This is a genomic window from Vibrio sp. HENC-03 (genome assembly GCF_000305755.2).
GTDB classification, from domain to species: domain Bacteria; phylum Pseudomonadota; class Gammaproteobacteria; order Enterobacterales; family Vibrionaceae; genus Vibrio; species Vibrio owensii.
In genome coordinates this window covers 925,779-941,400 of the sequence record NZ_JH976064.1, presented here as the reverse complement: position 1 = coordinate 941,400, position 15,622 = coordinate 925,779, and the positions used below count along the sequence as shown (strand labels likewise).

General features: G+C 46.3%; 13 protein-coding genes and 1 tRNA gene. 8 read left to right on the top strand and 6 right to left on the bottom strand.

Features of this window, described 5'->3' with window-relative positions; all coding sequences use genetic code 11:
* Window positions 1-60: 60 nt before the first annotated feature.
* Complete coding sequence (locus VCHENC03_RS19145; RefSeq protein WP_009705104.1) at window positions 61-2,184, top strand: TRAP transporter permease; 2,124 nt, start codon at window positions 61-63, stop codon at window positions 2,182-2,184.
* A gap of 8 nt (window positions 2,185-2,192) precedes the next feature.
* Window positions 2,193-3,419 (top strand): L-2-hydroxyglutarate oxidase, encoded by a 1,227-nt coding sequence (lhgO, locus tag VCHENC03_RS19150; protein WP_009705103.1) that lies wholly within the window; start codon window positions 2,193-2,195, stop codon window positions 3,417-3,419.
* Between the two features lie 47 nt (window positions 3,420-3,466).
* On the opposite strand, the gene VCHENC03_RS19155 is transcribed toward lhgO, so the two are convergent.
* Window positions 3,467-3,874 (bottom strand): cystatin, encoded by a 408-nt coding sequence (locus VCHENC03_RS19155; RefSeq protein ID WP_032802191.1) that lies wholly within the window; start codon window positions 3,872-3,874, stop codon window positions 3,467-3,469.
* A gap of 169 nt (window positions 3,875-4,043) precedes the next feature.
* On the opposite strand from VCHENC03_RS19155, the gene VCHENC03_RS19160 reads away from it, so the two are divergent.
* Together VCHENC03_RS19160 and VCHENC03_RS19165 are read left to right on the top strand one after the other, a co-directional pair.
* The gene (locus VCHENC03_RS19160; RefSeq protein WP_009705101.1) at window positions 4,044-5,288 is read left to right on the top strand and encodes an NADH:ubiquinone reductase (Na(+)-transporting) subunit B; all 1,245 of its coding nucleotides are present in this window, start codon (window positions 4,044-4,046) and stop codon (window positions 5,286-5,288) included.
* A 414-nt stretch (window positions 5,289-5,702) separates the two neighbouring features.
* Complete coding sequence (locus tag VCHENC03_RS19165) at window positions 5,703-7,103, top strand: tryptophanase (protein WP_009705100.1); 1,401 nt, start codon at window positions 5,703-5,705, stop codon at window positions 7,101-7,103.
* 65 nt (window positions 7,104-7,168) lie between these two features.
* Here the strand turns inward: VCHENC03_RS19165 and VCHENC03_RS19170 are convergent, their stop codons facing one another.
* From VCHENC03_RS19170 to VCHENC03_RS27965, 3 genes are all read right to left on the bottom strand, one after another.
* Window positions 7,169-7,780 carry a DUF2913 family protein gene (locus VCHENC03_RS19170; protein WP_005438213.1) on the bottom strand — a complete coding sequence of 204 codons (612 nt, stop codon included), beginning with the start codon at window positions 7,778-7,780 and terminating at the stop codon, window positions 7,169-7,171.
* Between the two features lie 31 nt (window positions 7,781-7,811).
* Window positions 7,812-7,895, bottom strand: a tRNA-Leu gene (locus tag VCHENC03_RS19175).
* Window positions 7,860-8,090, bottom strand: a complete 231-nt coding sequence (locus VCHENC03_RS27965; protein ID WP_083481807.1) for a hypothetical protein — start codon at window positions 8,088-8,090, stop codon at window positions 7,860-7,862. The genes VCHENC03_RS19175 and VCHENC03_RS27965 overlap by 36 nt, the downstream gene beginning before the upstream one ends.
* Window positions 8,091-8,456: 366 nt before the next feature.
* Here VCHENC03_RS27965 and VCHENC03_RS19180 point away from each other — a divergent pair, with 366 nt between their 5' ends.
* The 3 genes from VCHENC03_RS19180 to VCHENC03_RS19190 all read left to right on the top strand — a co-directional run bounded on the left by VCHENC03_RS19180 (window position 8,457) and on the right by VCHENC03_RS19190 (window position 12,072).
* On the top strand, window positions 8,457-9,665 hold the full coding sequence (locus VCHENC03_RS19180; protein ID WP_005438212.1) for a NupC/NupG family nucleoside CNT transporter: 1,209 nt from the start codon (window positions 8,457-8,459) through the stop codon (window positions 9,663-9,665).
* A 210-nt stretch (window positions 9,666-9,875) separates the two neighbouring features.
* Window positions 9,876-11,165: a sugar phosphate nucleotidyltransferase gene (locus tag VCHENC03_RS19185; RefSeq protein WP_009705098.1), complete on the top strand. Its 1,290-nt coding sequence runs from the start codon at window positions 9,876-9,878 to the stop codon at window positions 11,163-11,165.
* Between the two features lie 112 nt (window positions 11,166-11,277).
* A complete protein-coding gene (locus VCHENC03_RS19190; RefSeq protein WP_009705097.1) occupies window positions 11,278-12,072 on the top strand; it encodes a helix-turn-helix domain-containing protein in 795 nt (264 codons plus the stop codon).
* A gap of 33 nt (window positions 12,073-12,105) precedes the next feature.
* Here the strand turns inward: VCHENC03_RS19190 and VCHENC03_RS19195 are convergent, their stop codons facing one another.
* Complete coding sequence (locus VCHENC03_RS19195) at window positions 12,106-13,206, bottom strand: DUF3541 domain-containing protein (protein WP_009705096.1); 1,101 nt, start codon at window positions 13,204-13,206, stop codon at window positions 12,106-12,108.
* A 69-nt stretch (window positions 13,207-13,275) separates the two neighbouring features.
* Window positions 13,276-13,884 (bottom strand): alpha-ketoglutarate-dependent dioxygenase AlkB family protein, encoded by a 609-nt coding sequence (locus VCHENC03_RS19200; protein ID WP_009705095.1) that lies wholly within the window; start codon window positions 13,882-13,884, stop codon window positions 13,276-13,278.
* Window positions 13,885-14,025: 141 nt separating this feature from the next.
* Here VCHENC03_RS19200 and VCHENC03_RS19205 point away from each other — a divergent pair, with 141 nt between their 5' ends.
* The gene (locus VCHENC03_RS19205; protein WP_032802188.1) at window positions 14,026-15,384 is read left to right on the top strand and encodes a diguanylate cyclase; all 1,359 of its coding nucleotides are present in this window, start codon (window positions 14,026-14,028) and stop codon (window positions 15,382-15,384) included.
* Window positions 15,385-15,622 lie beyond the last annotated feature (238 nt).

Here is a 15,622-nt window from a genome sequence, read left to right as displayed (position 1 = left end):
GGGCATTTTATCCCTACCGATTTCTAAGATGGAAAAAGCCGCCAGAGCTTGGAGTATGAGATGAGCGACTCAATAGAAAAGGAATTGCAGAAGTTTGAGCTGCCCACGCGCACTGATTTTCCGTGGGTAACCACCACAATCACAGTGTTTGGCGTGGTGTTGTCTGCTTTGCACATTTGGTTTAATACCTTATCGACGTTACCAGAGTTATGGATTTCCGCGACCCACTTTGCTGGCTTTGCGGTGATTTGTGCGCTTTGGTATCCGGCTCATATCTCTCTCAAGCAGAGTAAGATTGCACTCGGTATCGATGTGTTAATTGCCATGGGCGCGGTCGCATGTTTACTCTATATTCCCTATGCCGAAGATGCGCTGTATGAACGTGGTGTTAAGTTCGTGACCAGCGATTGGGTCTTCGCCATCATGGCAATTCTGATTGTGATTGAGCTGATCCGACGCACCATGGGCTGGTTTATTCCAGTGCTGATTGTGGTGTGTCTGAGCTACGTTGTGCTTTGGGGTAAGTGGGCAACAGGTATTTTCCACTTCCCAGGTTTGAGCATGGAAACCTTGCTCTACCGTAGCTTCTATTCTTCCGAGGGCATGTTTGGCTCTATCTCGCGCATCAGTTGGACTTTCGTATTCATGTTCATTCTGTTTGGTGCGTTTCTTGTGCGCTCTGGTGTTGGTGATTACATCATCAATGTGGCACGTGCTGCGGCTGGCAAAATCATCGGTGGTCCCGGTTTTATTGCGGTGATTGGCTCCGGTTTAATGGGCTCAGTATCGGGCTCAAGCGTGGCAAATACGGTTTCAACCGGTGTTATCAGTATTCCTTTAATGCAAAAAGCAGGTTTCCCTTCGCGCTTTGCTGCGGGGGTTGAAGCTGCAGCGTCAACAGGTGGTCAGTTGATGCCACCAGTGATGGGCGCGGGTGCTTTCATCATGGCGTCTTACACGCAAATTCCTTATGTTGATATTATTGCGGTTTCTTTCATTCCTGCTCTTATCTATTTCTTGTCTGTTGCGTTCTTTGTGCGCATTGAAGCCAAACGCAGCGGCGTTCAGAAGATCACGACCAGCGATGAATCTCTATTAAAAGTGCTGATCAGCGGTTGGCACAACCTTATCCCGCTGGCGGTATTGGTTACTTTGTTGGTTCAAGGCTTTACGCCAACTTATGCTGCGGGCTTGTCGATCATTTCTGTGGTGGTGGCTTCTTGGTTCTCGAAAGATCACAAGATGGGACCAAAAGCGATCATCGAAGCACTTTCACAAGGCGCGAAAAACATGGCGACAACCGCCGTATTGCTGGTGGGTATCGGTTTGGTGATCAACGTGATCAGCACCACGGGCATCGGCAACACCTTCTCATTGATGATCGACGGTTGGGCGAATGGTGACTTGTTCATCATGATCGTTCTGATTGCGCTCGCTTCTCTCGTTTTGGGTATGGGTTTACCCGTGACAGCGGCGTATATTGTATTGGGAACACTGTCTGCCCCTGCGCTTTACAAGTTGATTGCGGAAAACCAATTGCTTGAATTGATGGTGTCGGGTCAATTGCCAGAACAAGCAAAAGCCATCTTTATGTTGGCGGCGCCAGAAAAGCTGGAACTGCTTAATGCGCCAATGGCGTTGGAAACCGCGAAAGAAATGGTGGCGCTAGTACCTGCGGACTTTATGGAAACTCTACTGGAGCAAAGCCTGGGTATGGAAGCGGTAGGCTTGGCATTGCTGGCTGCTCACCTCATCATTTTCTGGTTATCGCAAGACAGCAACGTTACGCCTCCAGTGTGTTTGACCGCATTTGCAGCAGCGACCATCGCTAAAACACCGCCAATGCGCACTGGTTTGATGGCATGGAAAATTGCCAAAGGTTTGTATCTTGTACCGCTGTTGATTGCTTACACAGGCTTAGTCAGTTGGGATGTGACGTCGGTAATTACCGTGGGCTTTTTTGCCATCATCGGTACCTATGCATTGATTGGTGCGATTGAAGGTTACTTGGAAGGCCCTCTAAACATTCTGACGCGTCTCTTGTTGGTAGTGGTGGGTACATTGCTGGTTTGGCACGACATACCAATGTTGGTTCGTGTGGCAAGCTGCGCGGTATTTGTCGCGGTGTTCATTTACAGTGGTCGCAAGTTCAAATTGCAACAATCTCAACTATCGGTTTTATAAGAGGTCGTATGAAATCAGTCTATGACTACATCATTGTTGGTGGCGGTATCGTTGGTGTGTCGACAGCATGGCAACTGCAGCAACGCCACCCAGACAAATCCATTTTGTTGGTTGAGAAAGAGTCCGGTTTTGCGAAGCACCAAACCGGACACAATAGCGGCGTGATTCATGCTGGAGTGTACTACGCACCGGGCAGCCTAAAAGCCGATTTTTGTAAGCGTGGGGTAGAGCGAACCATTTCGTTCTGTGCTGAGCACGATATTCCGGTGGAGAACTGTGGCAAGTTACTGGTTGCGACCAATGAGCAAGAAGTCGAACGCATGAATGCCCTCTATGAGCGCTGCCATGTCAACGGCATCGACGTAAAGCTTCTCGATGAAGTTCAACTCAAGCTGGCTGAGCCAAACATAACAGGCTTGGGCGCGATTTATGTTAAAACCACCAGTATTGTCGATTATCGTTTGGTCACTGAGCAGATGGCGGAAGAGTTCAAAAAGCTCGGTGGTCAAATCAGCCTGAGAACCAAAGTGGTGGCTGCCGAAGAGAAAGACGAAGAAGTTCAATTGACCTGCATTTCTGACGGTCAAACGATGCAGCTCAATGCCAAGTTCTTGGTCACTTGCAGCGGCTTGATGGCGGATCGCATGACTAAGATGATGTCTATTCCGACCGATTTCCAAATCATCCCTTATCGTGGTGAATACTACCGTTTAGATAGCAAACACGACCATGTGGTGAATCATCTTATTTATCCAATTCCCGACCCTGACTTGCCATTCTTGGGCGTTCATCTGACTCGCATGATTGATGGCAGTGTGACCGTTGGTCCAAATGCGGTGCAAGGCTGGAAGCGAGAAGGGTACGACAAGGTTAATTTCAGCTTGCAAGATACTATGCAAATGCTCAGTTTCTCCGGTTTCTGGAAGGTGACACAAAAGCATCTAAAAACCGGATTGGATGAGTTTAAGAACTCGTGGTGGAAGCCGGGCTATCTTAAATTGGTTAACAAATACTGCCCAAGCATCAAGGTCGACGATCTCAAACCATATCCTGCGGGTATTCGTGCGCAAGCAGTGTTATCCGATGGCACTTTAGTTCATGACTTCTTGTTTGCCGAGAGCGCCAGAAGCCTGCACGTTTGCAACGCCCCCTCACCTGCAGCGACATCTGCAATGCCGATTGGGGAATACATTTGCGATAAAGTGAATGAGAAGATAGAAGCGAAAACGGTATAAAACAAAGGCGACGTAACTGTCGCCTTTGTTGTACTTGAATCTGGGAATTAGGAGTTGCCATCTTTAGGGCAGAGTTCGCCTTTCTTGGCGTGCCTTTCTATCATGTAATCGCCGCGAGCACTGTGCAGGACAATCGCGTTCCAGACTTCACCGTCTTTCAGCTCAAACTCCATCGCATAGTGTGTGCCACCGACGATTTGAGTTCTGACATCATTGATTTGCTTTAGCTTATCCGTCGCATTCATTTGATGCAGAATCATGCTGAGCGAGCGCTCGGCATCCGGTGTCACTTTCGCCACTTGCCAACCACCAGGGACACCGCCTTTTGAGCCGCAGATGGCTTGCATTTTCTTCTTCAAACCAGGAGACATTTGCTTGTCTACGGCCAATGCGTTACCTGCAAATGAAAAAGCGGCCAACGACATCATCGCGGTCCACATCATCCTTAACTTCATAATCCACTCCATTGTTTTGTCATTGATTGAGTATAAGCACGCCTTTCACGGTTTACATAATAGCAAGGTCTTCTGTGCCAACAGATAAATACGTAATGGGGGAGTTAAACAGGCTAAAAACGATCGCTTTTGATAGCGGCTCGTAACATTCTTTAGAGGAGGAGACGTTATGAGTCTGAAGCATTATTTTGAAAAGGTCTCACCAAAGTTTGAACCGGGAGGCCAGTACCACAAGTTCTACCCACTCTTCGAAGCTGTTGAAACCCTTTTTTATACGCCAGGTAAAGTGAATCACGGCGTAACCCATGTTCGAGACAGCATCGATTTGAAGCGCATCATGATCATGGTGTGGTTAGCCGTATTCCCCGCGATGTTTTGGGGCATGTATAACATCGGTCAGCAATCCAGTGATGCTCTGCTGTACGGCCTTGACCAAGCTGCTGCTCAACAAGCCATTGATGCCTCTTGGGGGCTGAGTTGGGTTTGGGGTTCAGTAGAGGCGGCCAGCCAAGCGGGCTGGGCGAGTAAAATGCTGGTCGGTGCAACCTACTTTTTGCCTGTCTACGCGACTGTGTTTGTAGTTGGTGGCTTCTGGGAAGTGCTGTTTGCTATTGTCCGCAAGCACGAGGTGAATGAAGGCTTCTTTGTTAGCTCCATTCTGTTTGCGTTAATTCTCCCGCCTACCATTCCGTTGTGGCAAGCCGCACTGGGTATCACTTTTGGTATCGTGGTAGCGAAAGAAATCTTCGGTGGCACGGGGCGTAACTTCTTAAATCCTGCATTGGCAGGGCGTGCGTTCTTGTACTTCGCTTATCCAGCCAATATGTCTGGCGGTGCCGTTTGGGTCGCGGCTGATGGCTATTCCGGTGCAACCCCTCTTAGCCAATGGTACGAAGGTGGTCAGAGCGCATTGACCAACAACATGACAGGCCAGCCTATCTCTTGGATGGACGCTTTCGTCGGTAATTTGCCGGGTTCTATGGGAGAAGTCTCGACCCTGCTGATCGCGCTTACAGGCCTAGTGCTGATCTTTATGAAGATCGCGTCGTGGCGGATTGTTGCGGGTGTCTTTGTTGGCTTAGCCGTGACGTCGTTATTGCTTAATGCGATTGGCTCGAATACCAATCCCATGTTCTCTATGCCTTTCTACTGGCACTTTGTGATTGGTGGCGTCGCGTTCGGCACTTTCTTCATGGCCACCGACCCAGTATCGGCTGCCTTCACCAACGGTGGTAAATGGGCTTACGGTATCTTGATTGGTGTGATGACGATATTTATCCGAGTGCTCAACCCTGCTTACCCAGAGGGCATCATGTTAGCGATTCTGTTTGCCAACTTATTCGCACCTCTGTTCGACTACATGGTGAAAGAGCAGAATATTAAACGCAGAGTCAAGCGCCGTGCCGCAGGGTGATTTGCAATAAGTAGCCCTAATTATATTGAGGTTTCTACCTGCAACGGGTTGCTAATAAGTCCTTAAAAACTTGGAATTTTATAGTTTATTGGTATGAAAAGTGAGGGCGGGTTCACTGAAAATTGTTTAAATCTTGCTCTATAGTGAAAAGGTCAGCGGCGCAGTGTCACTGACCTTTACTTTATTTAAATCAGGAGGACGAGAATGACGAGAATTAAGGATATTCTTGATAGCCGTTTAGTGCTGTCGTTCTGGTATAACCTCGATTACGGTTTGTCCCTTCTCAGTAAAATCTCTGTTCGTTAATTTCCTCAATGCACCCGCATTGAACCTTTCTATTTTTCTAATAAAAATCAAGAGATTGAAGCAGATTGCGCTTATTCGCGCAAAGCAATGCGTATAAGGAAATTAATAATGAAACGTATCCCAGAACCGTTCCGCATTAAAATGGTTGAGCCAATTAAAATGACGACATTGGCTGACAGAGAGATTGCCCTTAAACAAGCAGGTTTTAACCCATTTCTTCTTCGTAGTGATGATGTTTACATCGACCTGCTGACCGACTCTGGCACTGGTGCTATGAGTGACAATCAGTGGGCAGGCATCATGATGGGTGATGAGTCCTACGCGGGGAGTCGCAACTACTACAACTTGTGTGATGCAGTAGAGCATTTCTTTGGCTATAAGCTTACTGTGCCAGCGCACCAAGGCCGTGGTGCCGAGCAAATCTTATTCCCAGCTCTGATTGAGCGTATGCGTCAGGTTCGTGGAGGTGAGACTCCAGTGTTCATTTCTAACTACCATTTCGATACTACCGCAGGCCACATTGAACTCAATGGCGGTAAAGCGATTAACGTGGTGACGGAAGAAGCGTTCGATACGACAACGCCATATGACTGGAAGGGGAACTTTGACCTCAATAAGCTGGTGGCAACGATTGAAGAACATGGTTCTCATAACATCTGTGCGATCATCACCACGGTCACGTGTAACAGCTCTGGTGGTCAGCCTGTGTCGATGGAAAACATGCGCAGCGTGTACGAAATCGCAACTAAGTACGACATCCCTGTGGTGATCGATTCAGCTCGCTACTGCGAGAACGCTTACTTTATCAAGCAGCGTGAAGCGGGTTACGAGAACAAGTCGATTCTGGAAATCATCCGTGAGATGTACCAGTACGGCGATATGCTCACCATGTCTGCGAAGAAAGATCCAATGGTGAACATTGGTGGTATGTGCTGTATTCGCGATCACCAAGAGCTATTCCAAGCGGTACAAACACGATGCGTTCCGATGGAAGGTTTTGTCACTTACGGTGGTATGGCTGGACGTGATATGGAAGCCTTGGCTCGTGGTCTGTATGAAGGCGCTGATGAAGATTACCTTCACTACCGCATTAGCCAAGTTCAGTATTTGGGTGAGCGTCTGCGCGAAGGGGGCATTCCAATCCAATACCCAACAGGTGGTCATGCCGTCTTTGTTGATGCGGCTAAGATTTTGCCTCATATCCCACCAGAGCAATTCCCTGCACAAGTGTTGTGTAATGCTTTGTATTTAGAGGCGGGGATTCGAGCGGTAGAGATTGGTTCACTGTTGCTTGGCAGAGATCCGGAAACAGGTGAACAGAAAGCCTCTGAGCTGGAGTTGATGCGTTTGACCATTCCGCGTCGTGTGTATACCAACGACCATATGGACTACATCGCCGATGCAATCATTGAGTTGAAGGACCGAGCGCATGAGTTGAAGGGGTTAACCTTTGATTACGAGCCGCCAGTGCTTCGTCACTTCACTGCACGTTTTCATAATATTGAATAAGATGGGTTTCTAGAAAAGCAAAAGGCTGCGGTGTTCGCAGCCTTTTTCATCTTTGCCGTTTGCGATTACGCTAGCTCTAGCGTGATTCGCACAAATTGCTCGTCTTGATACAACACTTCGTAATTGAAGGTGTTATTCGCATAAATACTACCTAGGAACAACGAACGTTGGCTCATTGGCCCGCGGAAAAGCATCGAAATTGGTGCGATCAAGGCGTTATTGTCGTCGAAATGTTGGTTTAAGTTCTCTGACAACACACACAACAAGCAACCATGTTGGTCGTGGGAAAGATCTACATCTTCCGGACGAGAAAGTAGTACGGTCGTACCCAGTTTTTTCTCAACTTCATTGATCAACAGTAGGTAACTGTCGAGGTGAGGCTGTGGGTTTCCTGGTTTATCGGCACCTACACAACGTTCGAGTAAGGCTTCTAAATTGCCATTTTCCCCTTTTGCCTGTTGAGTCAGAGACTTTAATGGCTTTTTAATCAGTTTGTAGCGATTGCTTTTTAGTTTCGGTTTTAACCACTTCTGGAGCAGGTCGTTACGTTCTTTTAAGGGGATAATTCGCGATGACGCGTGGATTTTGAAGTGCAGGTGTAATAAAGCGTGCACCGCAAGTTCGCTAAGTAATTGATTAGCGTCCGCGGATTGTTTTGCCTGCTTAGAACTTTGCATTACACTCTAAATTTCTTTGTAAAGAAAGGAATGGTGCCGAGAGAGGGACTCGAACCCTCACACCAAAGGCACTAGCACCTCATGCTAGCGTGTCTACCAATTTCACCATCTCGGCATCATGATGCTCTGAATACACAGAGGCTTCGGAATGAAGCGTTCCAAATTGTATATCCAAAATCCATAGATTGGCGAGAGCAAAATTGCTCATTTTTGGTCTTTGGTGTTCAACTGAACATTTATTGTCCATTTTTGGCCATTTCATCTTATCTTTTCCTCCTAATACCCCTATTTTCCCTACAAGTATGACCATAAAAAGGCATCTTTGCTCAAATTATGAACGCTTGAACGTTTGCGTAAATAAATGTGATGAAACTCTCGTTTTGATGGCTATACTTGCGACCCGTTTAAGCGGGAATTAGGGTTCGTTGTTCAGGGCCCTTACCCATACAAGCCGTCACATGGAGCGAGATGAGTTACGAACTCTCTAACAGTGAATGACCCCACGGACCGGACCAGCTACGTTCAATTGCTTGTATAAGGTAAAAATAAGATGTCGAACTATCCGTTCTTCCTCCAATCTGGATCTGCGAGTGCATTGTCACTCGATACGTTGTTTCTTTCTTCTGCCAATGCTTTTGGCGCTCCTTTCTTTTTCAACGTTCAGTAGGTCCGATTCATGAGTGTTCTATTTAGTCTATTTGGTATTGTTGCACTACTAGGTTGTGCGTTCCTGCTGTCAGAGAGCCGTTCTTCAATCAATTGGAAAACCGTGTCTCGAGCATTGTTGCTTCAAATGGGTTTTGCAGCTTTAGTGCTTTATTTCCCTTGGGGGCAAGCGGCACTGGCGAGTTTGAGTAGTGGTGTTGCGGGGTTATTAAGTTTTGCCGATGAAGGTATCAAATTCCTCTTTGGTGACCTTGCTTCTACTGGCTTCATCTTCGCGGTTCGCGTTCTTCCTATCATTATCTTCTTCAGCGCTCTTATCTCTGCCCTTTACTACTTGGGCATCATGCAAAAAGTGATTCAATTTATCGGTGGTGCAATCCAAAAATTCTTGGGTACCAGCAAAGCAGAATCTCTTGTTGCAACAGGTAACATCTTCCTATCTCAAGGCGAATCGCCACTTCTTATCCGTCCTTTCTTGCAAAACATGACTCGTTCAGAACTGTTCGCGGTAATGGCGGGTGGTATGGCATCAGTAGCGGGTAGTGTTCTAGGTGGTTACGCAGGTCTAGGTGTAGAGCTGAAATACCTAATCGCAGCAAGCTTCATGGCAGCACCAGGTAGCTTGTTGATGGCAAAAATCATTGTGCCAGAGCGTCAAACACCAAGCGATTACAACAACATCGAGCTAGATAAATCAGAAGAAAGCAACGTGATCGACGCGCTAGCAAGCGGTGCGATGGGCGGTATGAAAGTCGCGGTTGCGGTAGGTACAATGCTAATCGCGTTTGTGAGTGTGATTGCGATGGTGAACACCGGTCTAGAAAACCTAGGCGAAATGTTCGGCTTTGCGGGTATCACGCTACAGGCAATCTTTGGCTACCTATTTGCTCCTCTTGCTTGGTTGATTGGTGTGCCTAGTCACGAAGTTCTAGCGGCTGGTTCTTACATCGGTCAGAAAATCGTAATGAACGAATTCGTGGCATTCATCGACTTCGTACAACATAAAGCAACGCTGACTGAACACACACAAGTGATCATCACGTTTGCGCTGTGTGGTTTCGCAAACATCGGTTCTATTGCCATTCAACTTGGTTCTATCGGTGTGATGGCTCCAGAGCGTCGTAAAGACGTAGCGAACATGGGTCTGAAAGCGGTAGCAGCAGGCACGCTAGCTAACCTAATGAGCGCATGTTTGGCGGGTATCTTTATCTCGCTATAAAGGGATGCCTGCACATAAAATACTTTAATGAAACCCGCCAATTTGGTGGGTTTTATTTTATTAGGCTACCGAATGAGAGGTTGGTTAAATATTTAAGAGTACATCGCTCTGTATTATTCATTTCTGAGTCATTTGCTCCTTATATCGAATAGTATTGCCGTACGGTTTGGGCTTACTTTCTAATTTGTTAATATGACAAGGAGGAAGAGCGTGACGTCAAAAGTCGTATCGGTGGTGCTTGCCGATAGAGAGCGGACAGGGCTAGGGCCTCTCACAGAAACATGTTGTAAATCGGTCACGCAGTTTGCGGGATCTCATCGTTTGATTGATTTTGCTTTAAGTAATCTGATTCAGGCAGGCGTTAAACGAAATCTGGTTTTAACCCGCTTTCATTGTGCTGCGTTAAACACTCACATTGAACAGGCGTGGCAAAACTATCAAGCACGCATTGAAGTGCTTGAGCCGACTTATCCTCAAACTACTTATCCTCAGACTCGGCTTTTGCCTGCATTGGAACAAAATTGGACCGATGTACTGTTGCAGAATCTTGATTCGATTAATCATCCGACCGATGAGCATGTATTGTTGGTTGGTGGTGAGCAAATTCATCGCAACTACATTGCCTCGTTACTTCAATACCACCAAATCCAAAAAGCAGAACTGACTTTGGTTGTCGTACAGGTGCCAATCGAGCAAGCCTCGAAATATCATGTCGTAGAACTGGATACTCAACGTCAAGTTGTGAGTATTCAACATCAACCAGAACATCCTGCAGAAATACCAAACAAGCCGGGCTTTGCCATGGTGCTGACAGAGAACTATCTCTTCCAACGTCCAGTGTTAGTAAAGGGATTGTTTACCAACGCGAAAAAGCTCGATGGTCAGCATGATCTGACTAAGGATATTGTTGGTTTATTGGCCCGTCGTGTGAAGGTTGAGCTGTTTGATCTCGGAGTTCTTTATTCAGAGCAAACGCCTATGTACTGGCATGGATTGAATAACGTTGACGACTATTGGCGTGCACAAATGATGTTGTTGACGGAAAACCACCGTTTGAAAAAATCTCAATCAGAGCCGCTGTTAAGTGAAAAAGCGCAGTCAGATAGACCTTGTCAACGCAATGAAATTGATGGCATTAAAGTGCGCATTAAAGACAGTTACATCGCGTCAGGATGTAACATTGAAGGGGCTTGTTCTATCCGCTCAGTGATTGGTGTTGACTGTGACTTGGGCAGAAACAGTATCCTGCATGAAGCGGTGCTCATGGGGCACTGCCAAGTTGGGGCGAATAGCCGAATTACCCGTGCAATCATCGAAGAAGATGTTCATATCGCTCCGGGTACGGTCATTGGAGAAAAGCCGGAAAAAGACAGTGAGCAATTCTTCATTACCGAGGGTGGACTTGTGGTGATCCCAAGGGGCAGTCGCGTCGGGTTTGAAAGTGAGCTTGCGCCTCTGCACGAGAATTACCCCGAAGGCGTTACAGCCAACACTTTCTAATAAAGGTATGGTGGTTTCTAAAGAAGGTTCTACCAAAAGACAATTTGTTGTCTATTCTAATTTATAAAGATAAATAAAATTCTAAATTACAATAAGTTGGCTAGGAGAGAGCATGCAGTTTGAACGCGCTCATTTTGCAGATGCACTAAAACATTTCAGGAAAAAATCTAAATATTCGCAAGATGCCTTGGCCGAGTTGCTTTCTTCCGCTCATCGTGTGTTTTCAAGTTTGAATCAAGCCACACTCAGTCAGTGGGAAAGGGGACGAATAGAACCGACACTGTTACGTCGCCTAGGTATCGCTCACTTCTTTCAGCAGCCTTATCATTATGATGAGCAAGAGCTAAAAAGCGTCAAGAAGGCATTGCAACACCCGGTGAATTTTCAGAACTTAAGCACTGTATACGATTATGAGATTACTCATCGTAGCCATGTCGCTTTTGAAAAGCTGGACGAAGATGACAAACAGTTGATTTGTGAGTCACATCATCGACAAAACGGCAGTGCGGTGACGGATACATTAGACGCACTGCACCTCACGCAACCAAAGGTATTTTGTTTCTATTACAAAAAGATGCTGGTGGGGCACATTCTTTATGAACAAAAGCAGAACGCGATTTATCTGGTGAGTGTGGTGTTTCTCACGAAAACCATCCGAACGGCATTGCTTTCCCATATTGCTGAAATCAGTAAAGGTTTGACGGTTTACTTCCCGATCCGAGACCACAGTTTGAATCAGTTTATGGAAGACTGCTTTTTAGAGAAGTGTTGTTATAGCCACAGCGTCACGTTTTATGCAGGAACCAGTGAGCAGTTTTTTGAGAATCCGATGATCTTAAGCGTTATGCAAGGGTTTCAGGACTTTCGATTAGTACGCTACGAGCAAGTAACAAAAAAGCAGAGTTAACTACTCTGCTTTTTATTTATTGCTGTTGTTCGTTTATCGCGACTGTTCGGTCTTCTTTGGCATGAGACCATAAGGCAGGGATTCAAAGGCGTAAGGCTGATTTTTCACTGTCGGTGCTTGATGCACACCTTGCCAATCGAGCAGCATAATCGCTAATACGTTGCGGTGTTCTCCGTATTTTAGATCGTAATCGCCTTCCACCGAGGGAATCATGCCTTGTTCGGTGTTGATGGCGCCTTGAATCGCCTGACGTGTTTTATCAACCACCGGATCGTCATCCAAACCAGCCAACAAGAAAGTAATCCCAACCTCCGCTATCACGTCTTCTTTTGAACGTAGGATGATGGTGTCGATGTTGTCGCGAAAGTAGTCATAAATCCATTGATGATCCGCTTCATTCACCTGCTTTTGGTAGTATTGCGAATCGCCAAAGATGATGTGCGTCATACCATAAATCTTGTTGCTGTATTGCTGAGGCGACAGTTTCTTGTCTTGGCTATCAGGGTACGTGCTACGGAAGGCTTTGGTAAACTGAGCGACCACATCTTGCTCTCCAAGCTGTCGCAACCAATACACCTGATTCGCTAACTGCGCAGCCCATGCTTCAATCATCTCGGGATCAGTGGCGTATCGAGAGAAATCATAGCGGCGCAAGACACTTCTCAAGGTCTTATCTTGCTTGTGTTTTAGGCCATATTCATCTGCTCTCGCCATTGCCCCGAGCAGATCCACACCTAAGTAGAAATATTCTGGCTGGTGCTTGGTCACGGTATAGCGGCGCTGACCTCTTTCATCTTCTTGGTCGTGGTAATTCGCGAGGCGCTCTTCTGAATAGAGGAAGATCTGTTCTTGCGTGGTGACATCGCTGGCAAAATGGTTCAGGCGACTAGCGACTTGTGCCATGTCTGTCCAAACGGCTGGAAGGTATTTGTCATCTAGGGTTTGGCGATACATTCGAAGGCCAAAGTGCCCTTCACGAAACGCAGGCAGTGTGTAGAGCCGCGATTCATAGGTATCTTTAATTAACTGAGCGGATTGTGAATAGGTCAAAACAGGAGACTCTTGCGCGGCTTGCACTTGGAAAGCCAGTGAGCATGAAAGCAACACGGCTAAGCTGAGAGGTTTGATACGCATAAACACATTCCGTTAGAAATCTAGAATTCAAACCTACCATCAATGCTTATTTGCTATGTAATAACTCAGTCAATAGTTGGTCACGATATGGCGGAAAGTCAGATTAATACGTTCGCCTTTTGGTTTGGCTGTTTTTGGCACTGCATGCTTCCAGTGGTGCTGAAGCTCACCCGCCATAATAAGTAATGAGCCGTGGCTAAGTTCATATTCTATTTGGGTTTTACAATGTAAATTTCGCAGTAAAAATCGGCGGGTTTCACCGAGGTTAATCGATGCGATAACAGGATTTCTCCCTAGTTCCGGCTCGTTGTCTTGGTGCCATCCCATGGAGTCTTGTCCATTGCGATATAAGTTGGCTAATACTGAGTTGAACTGCACTTCAGCGATGGCTTCACTGCGCGCCTTCAGTTCTGTCAGTTCAGGTGTCCAAGGGTGTGGTGCCATGGTTAATCCAGAATAGGTGTAATCCACGTCGCCATGCCAAGCTTGCAAGCGAGGTTGCAAGACAGAACGGCCAAACATCATGATGCTTTCTTGTTGCCAAGGTAAGGTAGAGCGGAGTTGCGAAAAGCAGCGATCAGCGTCTAATTGACTCAGAAAGTTAGGCTCATAGTAGATCTTTCCCTGTGCTACTTCTTGCCAAAATGAGCTTTTAAATAAATCACCTTGTACTTGCATCTCACTTTACCTGTCTCATTTATAAAAAGGTTCGATATTTATTACCTTTCCGATAAGTATTGGTTATTCTTAAATTAAATAAGTATTTTAACAATAAATATTAAGCTTCGTGGCGAATCGCTACGAGCTAGTGGGGAACAAATGCGTTATTCACCCAGAAAACAGTGTTATTTTGCATTGTTCTTCCTCACTTTTTTTGCCTTGTCTGTTGGGGTTATCGAGCTGTTGCACCGAAACCAGCAAAACCTCCATCAAGAGCGAGTTCAAGTTGAGGCCAAAGAACAACTTTCCATTCTCCGTTCCAATTTGGAAGCGGAACTCATGGCTGACATCTACAACGCGAGCACACTTGCTACTCTCATCACTTTGCTACCCAATGAAGAAGAGCGCAAGCTGAATATCGCGGTTAACCGTATCCTAAACAAGAGTAAGCGCATTTCCGTTATTGGCATCGCGGAAAACGACATCGTTCGTTATCTCTTCCCTCTTCAAGGTAATGAGAGCGTTTTAGGGCTTGATTATCGCACTGTTCCTGAACAGTGGGTCCAAGTACAAAAGGCCAAAGACATTGAAGAAATATTCATAGCGGGACCAGTTAAGCTGGTGCAAGGCGGGTTAGGGCTGATTGTGCGTGTGCCCGTTTTTCGAGATCCGCCTTTTAATGATGATTATTGGGGGGTGATCAGCGCTGTTATTGATTTTGACAGCTTGCTCCGTGAAACCGGTGTAATTGATTTCTCTTACCGCTATCACATGACTATCAGTGGGTACGATAGCGGAGGTGAATTCGGGGATGTGTTTTTCGGCCAGCCAAGCAAAAGCGGAAAAATATACGCAAAAGAGCAGGTTCACTTCCCATACGGAGGATGGAGCCTCGCCGTTTATTCGGATGACCGGTTAGAGCAGCAAGTACCTTGGTATATTTTACAATTGGCTCGCTTAGTCGGTTATCCCATCGTGTTAGCGATGAGTATTGCGTTGATTGTGATTTATCGCTTATACATCGTCGCCGACAGCCGAGCGTTGCACGATGAGCTAACGCAATTGCCAAATCGACGCTACTTTATGCAGTCATACAAGCAGCAGTTCGAAATTGCGAAGCGCTACAAAAAGCGTTACAGCTTCGCTTTGATCAACATCGATCTCGACCATTTCAAACACATTAATGATACCTATGGCCATGATGCGGGCGATAAAGTGCTGGTGGCGTGTGCAGAGAGGATCAAAAGTAGTCTGCGTCGATCTGACATCGTGGCGCGGATGGGCGGTGATGAGTTCTTGGTGGTTGTACACAATCCAAAGACGGAAGAGAACATTCAAGCCTTGTTGAAGAAACTGAGGTTTGCATTGTGCTCAACGCCAGTTATCTATGACGAAGAGCTGATCTATTTACGAACCAGTATGGGCTACGCCATGTTTGACCCAGAAATGACCTCACCGCAGCAAATGATGAAAATCGCAGACGAGCGTATGTATCAACAAAAACACTATGGCGGGTAGCGTTTAAAACGAAGTAGGCTTGCAAAGCAACGTCTATGAGCGAAATGCAACGTTAGAATACAGACAGTTAGAGCCTCGTATACCTACGGGGCTTTTTCATCTTGACAGTCTTTCTTATTTAAACGCTGATTTGCTGATAAAGGGATTAGTAGCAATGTGTGCAGTAGCATATTTTGCATTGATTTGCATTTTGCAACTGCGATTTGCAAAATGTGTGCTCAATAAAGCACCAATATGC

Coding starts and splice junctions, on each gene's coding strand:
- VCHENC03_RS19145 (WP_009705104.1), top strand. CDS start 61: ATGAGCGACTCAATAGAAAAGGAATTGCAGAAGTTTGAGCTGCCCACG.
- lhgO (WP_009705103.1), top strand. CDS start 2,193: ATGAAATCAGTCTATGACTACATCATTGTTGGTGGCGGTATCGTTGGT.
- VCHENC03_RS19155 (WP_032802191.1), bottom strand. CDS start 3,874: ATGAAGTTAAGGATGATGTGGACCGCGATGATGTCGTTGGCCGCTTTT.
- VCHENC03_RS19160 (WP_009705101.1), top strand. CDS start 4,044: ATGAGTCTGAAGCATTATTTTGAAAAGGTCTCACCAAAGTTTGAACCG.
- VCHENC03_RS19165 (WP_009705100.1), top strand. CDS start 5,703: ATGAAACGTATCCCAGAACCGTTCCGCATTAAAATGGTTGAGCCAATT.
- VCHENC03_RS19170 (WP_005438213.1), bottom strand. CDS start 7,780: ATGCAAAGTTCTAAGCAGGCAAAACAATCCGCGGACGCTAATCAATTA.
- VCHENC03_RS27965 (WP_083481807.1), bottom strand. CDS start 8,090: ATGGTCATACTTGTAGGGAAAATAGGGGTATTAGGAGGAAAAGATAAG.
- VCHENC03_RS19180 (WP_005438212.1), top strand. CDS start 8,457: ATGAGTGTTCTATTTAGTCTATTTGGTATTGTTGCACTACTAGGTTGT.
- VCHENC03_RS19190 (WP_009705097.1), top strand. CDS start 11,278: ATGCAGTTTGAACGCGCTCATTTTGCAGATGCACTAAAACATTTCAGG.
- VCHENC03_RS19195 (WP_009705096.1), bottom strand. CDS start 13,206: ATGCGTATCAAACCTCTCAGCTTAGCCGTGTTGCTTTCATGCTCACTG.
- VCHENC03_RS19200 (WP_009705095.1), bottom strand. CDS start 13,884: ATGCAAGTACAAGGTGATTTATTTAAAAGCTCATTTTGGCAAGAAGTA.
- VCHENC03_RS19205 (WP_032802188.1), top strand. CDS start 14,026: ATGCGTTATTCACCCAGAAAACAGTGTTATTTTGCATTGTTCTTCCTC.